The sequence below is a fragment of the Oscillochloris sp. ZM17-4 genome (assembly GCF_019599295.1).
Lineage (GTDB): Bacteria > Chloroflexota > Chloroflexia > Chloroflexales > Chloroflexaceae > Oscillochloris.
Genome location: NZ_JAIEWN010000109.1, coordinates 1 through 5,109 on the forward strand (window position 1 = coordinate 1; position 5,109 = coordinate 5,109).

General features: G+C 69.3%; 5 protein-coding genes. 4 read left to right on the forward strand and 1 reads right to left on the reverse strand.

What is annotated here, in order from left to right; translation table 11 throughout:
* Positions 1–63 precede the first annotated feature (63 nt).
* Complete coding sequence (locus K2Z83_RS27770) at positions 64–1,089, forward strand: sensor histidine kinase (RefSeq protein WP_220598420.1); 1,026 nt, start codon at positions 64–66, stop codon at positions 1,087–1,089.
* Between the two features lie 12 nt (positions 1,090–1,101).
* Positions 1,102–1,839 (forward strand): response regulator transcription factor, encoded by a 738-nt coding sequence (locus tag K2Z83_RS27775; protein WP_220598424.1) that lies wholly within the window; start codon positions 1,102–1,104, stop codon positions 1,837–1,839.
* A gap of 164 nt (positions 1,840–2,003) precedes the next feature.
* On the opposite strand, the gene K2Z83_RS27780 is transcribed toward K2Z83_RS27775, so the two are convergent.
* Positions 2,004–2,738, reverse strand: a complete 735-nt coding sequence (locus K2Z83_RS27780) for a hypothetical protein (protein ID WP_220598421.1) — start codon at positions 2,736–2,738, stop codon at positions 2,004–2,006.
* Positions 2,739–2,880: 142 nt separating this feature from the next.
* Between K2Z83_RS27780 and K2Z83_RS27785 the strand changes: the two genes are divergently transcribed.
* Together K2Z83_RS27785 and K2Z83_RS27790 are read left to right on the forward strand one after the other, a co-directional pair.
* Positions 2,881–4,170, forward strand: a complete 1,290-nt coding sequence (locus K2Z83_RS27785) for a hydroxymethylglutaryl-CoA reductase, degradative (RefSeq protein ID WP_220598422.1) — start codon at positions 2,881–2,883, stop codon at positions 4,168–4,170.
* 77 nt (positions 4,171–4,247) lie between these two features.
* The coding region (locus K2Z83_RS27790; protein ID WP_220598423.1) for a hydroxymethylglutaryl-CoA synthase at positions 4,248–5,109 on the forward strand (862 nt) is incomplete at its 3' end.

Below are 5,109 nucleotides of genomic sequence, written 5' to 3' on the forward strand. Positions count from 1 at the left end.
GCCGCCCTAATCGCTGTGCTATACTGAGGCCACTTTACAGATCGACAGAATGGAGAGGGAGCTGTGAGCGCCGAGCCATCTGCGCTGCTTGATGCCGCCCACGGGATAGTCGCCGAGCAGCTGGCCCGCCTACGCGAGCTCCACCAGTCGGCGCTACAGCGCTATGCCCACGTGGAGCTCGACCTGCGCCAGTCGGCGCGGATGCTGGACGAGGCGAGCATGCAGCTGCGGTTCGCCGCCGAGCGCGGGCTGCCCACGGCGGCGGGCCTGGCCGAGCGCGAGCAGCAGCTCCGGGCGAGCCACGAGACCCTCACGCGCGAGTATGAGGGCGGCCGGCGCGCCCTGCGCCAGCTCGACCAGCTGGTGCGCCAGATCGACATGAGCAGCGCCACGCTCAGCGGCAGCGGCGAGGGCGACCCGGGCGACCCGTGGGTGCAGGCCCTGCGCGCCCAGGCGATCATGGGGCGCGAGGAGGAGCGCTCACGCCTGGCGCGTGAGGTACACGACGGGCCGGCCCAGGTGCTCGCCAACGCCCTGATGGGGCTGGAGCACTGCCAGAACCTACTCAAGGCCCAGCGCGTGGAGCGGCTGGCCGAGGTGCTCGGGCAGCTCGGCGGCTCGGCCCGCGAGGGGCTGGCCGAGGTGCGACGATTCATCGCCGACCTGCGGCCGGGCAAGCTTGACGAGCAGGGCCTCGCCGGGGCGCTCGCCGACTACGTGCGCCGCTACCACGACACGGTCAGCGCCCAGGTGAGCTTCGAGGCTGATACGCTGCCGCGCCTGCCGACCGAGACCGAGATCGTGCTCTACCGCATCGTCCAGGAGTCGCTCCAGAACGCCCACAAGCACGCCAAGGGCGCCCCCGTCCACGTGATGCTCACCACCCGCGGCGGCCAGCTCCTGCTCGTTGTGCGCGACGAGGGGCCGGGGTTCGACACCCGCGAGGTGGCGCGCCGGGCCGGCCGAGAGAGCTGGGGTCTGACCAGCATGCGCGAGCGGGCCGAGCTTGTGGGCGCGCGCTTTCTGGTGACGACCCGCCCCGGCCACGGGACAGAGGTGACCGTGAGCATGCCAATTTCGCCGAGATGAGAGGGGATGATGATGGCGACGCCTGCAAAGATTAAAGTCTTGATCATTGACGATCACCCGCTGTTCCGCCAGGGCATCCGCTGGAGCCTGGAGGACGCTGACGATATGGAGGTGGTGGGCGAGGCCGAGAATGGCCAGGAGGCGATCAAGCTCACCGAGAAGCTCAGCCCCGATGTGGTGCTCGTGGATATTAACCTGCCCGGCCTGAATGGCCTGGAGGTCGCCCGCGTGATCAAGCGGCGCGACCCGCGCACCGGCATCATCGTGCTGAGCGTCTACGAGGACGACGACCAGCTCTTTCAGGCGATCAAGGTCGGCGCGGCCGCCTACTCCTCAAAAGATGTCAACCCTGAGAAGCTGCTCTACTACATCCGCAACGTGGCCGCCGGGCGCTATCTGATCAACGACTCGGTGCTGGCCAAGCCGAACGTGGCCACCCGCGTGCTGCACCAGTTCCGCGAGCTGGCCGCCACTGAGGATGAGCAGACCAGCGCGCTCTTCGCGCCGCTCACCAGCCGCGAGATCGAGATCCTCGACTGCATCGCCCGCGGCCTCTCCAATAAGGAGATCGCCAACGAGCTCAGCATCAGCGGGCAGACGGTGAAGAACCATATCACCGCGATCCTCTCGAAGCTCCAGGTGAACGACCGCACGATGGCGGTGATCTACGCGATCAAGCAGGGGTGGGTGCGGCTTGCACAGTACCCCTCCCCCGAGACGCCGCACCCGAGCTCCCTGGAGCGGTCGTAGACCCCCTGGCTCCCCCGACGCCGAGTAAAGCTGATGGCGCTGCGGCGCGGCTAAGCCGCGCCGCAGCGCCATCAGTTTTTTGTGGGGGAGTGATGCCATACGCATCAACGTTAGGGCTGCCGCCCTAACGCTGATGCGCATGGGAGCGAAGCGCTCCCACACCCTCACCGTGCGGGGATGATCGCCAGCGGGTAGAGGCTGCTGCGACGCCAGATGCCGATGATCTGAACCGGGCCGAAGTAGGCGGCGCCGCCGGGGGCCGCGGTCAGCCGCGCGCGCAGCGGCTCGTCCACGATCGGGCCGATCAGCTTGATCTGCTGCGCGCTCGCCTCGGGCACGCCGCCGCTGCCGAGCCGGTCGACCAGGAGGGCGGTGGACGCGCCGAGGAGCAGCTGGCCCGACAGGCGCACCGGCTGGTTGTCGTAGATGCCGCTGTTGGCGAGCAGCAGGCCGATGCTCAGGTCGCGCGCGCCCAGGGGCTCCAGGATGACCTCGGAGATCTGGTAGGGGTAGCTGCCGCCCGGCCCGTAGCTGCCCCGGGCGCTCAGCCGGCCCTGCGCGCGGACGATCAGGTAGCGCGTGGCGCCGGCCGACTCGACGGGCGCGTCGGCGGGGAGGGGCGGCGGGTCGGGCATCCAGATCGAGCCCGGCGCGGCGAGCGGCGCGTGGGGGTCAGCCTGGCTGAAGCTCAGCCCGCCTGCCAGGGCCGTCCCGGCGCCGGTGATATAGAGGTAGCCGATCACCTCAACCCGATCGGTGGGCGGGTCGGCCAGGACCTCGGCCACGGCGGGGATCGTCGGCTGAGGCAGCGGGGTGGCTGCGGCGACGCCCCCCGAGGCGGCGCAGCCGGCGAGGGCGAGCAGCAGCAAGAGCCAGACCAATAAGCGCATGTCGGGCATTGTACCACCCCTCTGATAGCCTCAGACAGCGGGATGATAGGTTTTGAGAGCTTTTTCATGCCATTGAGAGGCGATCCCGTGCTACAATCGCTCGCAGTCACACACGTTGTGAATCATGTCACGAGCGCAGTGAAGAGGATCTATGGGCACCAATAACTCCCGGCTGCAAGGCTTCTACCAGCTCAACCCATTTGAGCGGCTCCAGATGGTCAAGTCGTTCGACGGACTGGTCGATGAAGACCTAAAGGCGCTCCACGGTGGACACGGCGTGCTCACGATCGAGCGGGCCGACAAGATGATTGAGAATGTGGTCGGCACATACAATCTGCCGCTAGGGATTGCGACAAATTTTCAGATTAATGGGCGCGACTACCTGATTCCCATGGTGGTTGAGGAGCCCTCGATTGTGGCCGGGGCCAGTTACGCCGCGCGCATGGTGCGGGCCGGCGGCGGCTTCGAGGCCAGCACCAGCGAGCCGCTGATGATCGGCCAGGTGCAGCTCGTCCACGTCGCCGCGCCGAACAGCGCCCGAGTCGATATTCTGGCCCACAAGGCCGAGATCCTGCGGCTGGCCAACGCCCAGAGCCGCTCGCTCGTCACCCTCGGCGGCGGCGCCCGCGATGTGGAGGTTCACTACTTCCCCAGCAGCCCCATGGGCGCGATGATGGTCGTCCACCTGATCGTCGACTGCCGCGACGCGATGGGGGCCAACGCGATCAACAGCATGTGTGAGGCGATCGCCCCGCTGCTCGAGGGGCTCACCGGCGGGAAGGCCTACCTGCGAATCCTCTCGAACCTGAGCGACCGCCGCCTGGCCCGCGCCCGCTGCGTGGTGCCGGTCTCGGCCCTGGAGCGCGACGGGCTCTCGGGCGAGGAGGTGGCCGAGGGGATCATGTGGGCCTACGCCTTCGCCGCCGTGGACCCGTACCGGGCCACGACCCACAACAAGGGTATCCTGAACGGCGTCGACCCGGTGATCGTCGCGACGGGCAACGACTGGCGGGCGATCGAGGCCGGCGCCCACGCCTACGCCTCGCGCAGTGGCCAGTACACCTCGCTGAGCACCTGGGAGCGCGACGAGGAGGGCAACCTGGTGGGCACGCTGGAGATGCCCATGGCGGTCGGCATCGTCGGCGGGGCCACCAAGGTCCACCCGGCCGCCCAGGTGTCGCTCAAGCTGCTCCACGTGAAGACAGCCGACGAGCTGGCCGGGATCTGCGCCTGCGCCGGCCTGGCCTCGAACCTGGCAGCGATGCGCGCCCTGGCCACCGAGGGCATCCAGCAGGGCCACATGGGCCTGCACGCCCGCCAGATCGCTATGGCCGCCGGAGCCCACGGCCCCTTGGTCGATGAGATCGCCCGGCGCATGGTCGAGGAGCGCAATATCAAGCCGGCCCGCGCCGAGGAGCTCGTGGCCGAGCTGCACCCGTAAGGTTAAGAGGGCGGGCGCAACGTAGGGACGCAGCGCGCTGCGTCCCTACGTTGCGCCCGCGAATAGGAGCATTCGCGATGATGAAGCCGACTCGCCCGGTGGGACTGGTGGGCTACGGGGTGTATGTGCCGCGCTATCGGATCGCCGCCAAGGAGATCGCGCGGATCTGGACGGACGGGCAGGGCGGGGTGCCGGTGGACGCCAAGAGCGTGCCGGGGCCGGATGAGGACACGATCACGATGTCGATCGAGGCGGGCCGCAGCGCCCTGGCCCGCGCCGAGCTGTCCGCCGACCGCCTGGGCGCGGTCTGGATTGGCTCGGAGAGCCACCCCTACAGCGTCAAGCCCTCGGGCACGGTCGTGGCCGAGGCCCTCGGCGCGACGCCCTGGGTGAGCACCGCCGACTGGGAGTTCGCCTGCAAGGCCGGCAGCGAGGCCTTCACGGCGGGCATGGCCATGGTCGGCAGCGGCATGGCCGACTACGTGCTGGCGATCGGCGCGGACACGGCCCAGAGCCGGCCCAGCGACGCCCTGGAGTACACCGCCTCGGCCGGCGCGGCGGCGCTGCTGGTCGGCCCGGCCGAGCAGGCGCTGGCGACGATCGACGCCACGATCTCCTATGTCACCGACACGCCCGACTTCTACCGCCGCGCCGAGCGGCCCTACCCGATGCACGGCAACCGCTTCACCGGCGAGCCGGCCTACTTCCGCACGATCCAGTCGGCGGCCCGCCGGCTGCTCGATGACCTCGGCCGCGCCCCCACGGACTTCACCTACGCGGTGTTCCACCAGCCCAACGCCAAGTTCCCGCAGGCGGTGGCCAAGCGGCTGGGCTTCAGCGACGCCCAGATCGCGCCCGGCCTGCTCTCGCCCCAGATCGGCAACACCTACTCGGGCGCGGCCCTGGCCGGCCTCTGCGCGACCCTGGACGTGGCAAAGC

Bases quoted from the DNA above. Each gene is read 5' to 3' on its own strand.
- K2Z83_RS27785 (WP_220598422.1), top strand. From the start codon at position 2,881: ATGGGCACCAATAACTCCCGGCTGCAAGGCTTCTACCAGCTCAACCCA.
- K2Z83_RS27775 (WP_220598424.1), top strand. From the start codon at position 1,102: ATGGCGACGCCTGCAAAGATTAAAGTCTTGATCATTGACGATCACCCG.
- K2Z83_RS27780 (WP_220598421.1), bottom strand. From the start codon at position 2,738: ATGCCCGACATGCGCTTATTGGTCTGGCTCTTGCTGCTGCTCGCCCTC.